Below are 1,194 nucleotides of genomic sequence, written 5' to 3'. Positions count from 1 at the left end.
ATTGCTGCATTTTCATCACGGTCGTGTTTTGTACCACAGTTGAGACATTCCCACTCCCTTACTGAAAGGTCTAACTTTCCACCCTTGAATCCACAACATGAACACTTTTGTGATGTTGGTTCCCACTTGCTAATTACTCTAAAATCACGACCGTATTTTTCAGTTTTTCCTTCTAACAGTGTCCTAAATTGTCTCCAACCTAAATCTGATATGGCTCTGGATAATTTACGGTCTCTTGGTGCGCGTTCCGCAAGCGAGCTGTCGTCGTCGCGGGGTCGCACCGCTTTTTCACCATACCAGAAACGTTTAAATCTTCTAAAACAACTGTTTGGTTTTCACGAATTATTTTAGTAGATAATTTATGCAGAAAATCTGTCAAGCGTATCTTTTAGTTTGGCATGTTTGCGTAGCATTCTGTAGGAAAATTTGGCAACTCTTACTCTCGCTTTCTCATACCTTCTAGACCCCTTAGTTTTATGAGATAATGACTTACTTAACTTTCGATGCTTCTTAATTCTTTTCTTAAGTGGCTTAGGAGCATCAACTTTTGTACCGTCACTAAATGTAGCAAAGGTTGAAATGCCTAAATCTATACCTACTGAATTATCAGTTTTAGGTAAAGTTTCTGGTTGTATTTCTACTACAAAACTCAAGAAATATCTATGAGCTGAATCTTTGATTACTGTTACTGATGATGGGGCAGCGGGTAACTCTCTTGACCAGACTATTTTCAGCTTTCCAATCTTAGCCAAATAAACTTTATGTTGACCAACTTTAAATCCTCCTTTTGTAAACCTAGCAGTTTGCTTTGACTTTCTACTTTTAAATTTAGGAGGTTTTATAGGTCTACCTTTCTGTTGACCTTTTGTCGATTTGAAAAAATTTTGATAAGCCTGGTTTTAATCATTTAAAGATTGCTGCAATGGTATAGCAGAAACTTCTGATAACCATTCTCTGTCTTCAGTCTTTTTCGATTGAGTGATAAACTGTTTTTGTAGTTGAGAATTTGTGGGTTTCTTTTCTCCCGATCTATATTTTTCTTGACAACAAGCTAGGCTATCATTCCAAACCACACGGACACAACCAAATAGCTTTGCTAATCGGTATTTTTGTCCCGGTGTTGGATAGATACGATACTTAAATCTAGCTTTCATAATTCCTATCTAAACTAAACAGCACGATAACATATTTATT

Annotated in this window: 3 protein-coding genes and 1 pseudogene; all 4 read right to left on the bottom strand. The window is 36.7% G+C overall.

Annotated features, from left to right (window positions below; translation table 11 throughout):
* On the bottom strand, positions 1-281 hold a 281-nt coding region (locus tag F6K13_RS35695), incomplete at its 3' end, for a zinc ribbon domain-containing protein (RefSeq protein ID WP_353735764.1).
* Complete coding sequence (locus F6K13_RS35690) at positions 200-379, bottom strand: transposase (protein WP_287274869.1); 180 nt, start codon at positions 377-379, stop codon at positions 200-202. The genes F6K13_RS35690 and F6K13_RS35695, both read right to left, overlap by 82 nt.
* Positions 360-887: pseudogene (locus tag F6K13_RS35685) on the bottom strand (RNA-guided endonuclease InsQ/TnpB family protein); the annotation flags it as partial. The pseudogene F6K13_RS35685 and the gene F6K13_RS35690, both read right to left, overlap by 20 nt.
* A 12-nt stretch (positions 888-899) precedes the next feature.
* Positions 900-1,154 (bottom strand): helix-turn-helix domain-containing protein, encoded by a 255-nt coding sequence (locus F6K13_RS35680; protein WP_339379522.1) that lies wholly within the window; start codon positions 1,152-1,154, stop codon positions 900-902.
* Positions 1,155-1,194 lie beyond the last annotated feature (40 nt).

The sequence above is a fragment of the Okeania sp. SIO2B9 genome (assembly GCF_010672505.1).
Taxonomy (GTDB): domain Bacteria; phylum Cyanobacteriota; class Cyanobacteriia; order Cyanobacteriales; family Microcoleaceae; genus Okeania; species Okeania hirsuta.
This window is presented reverse-complemented; position numbering and strand designations above follow the sequence as displayed.

Excerpts from the sequence above, each read along its gene's own strand:
- F6K13_RS35680 (WP_339379522.1), bottom strand. The coding sequence starts at position 1,154 with ATGAAAGCTAGATTTAAGTATCGTATCTATCCAACACCGGGACAAAAA.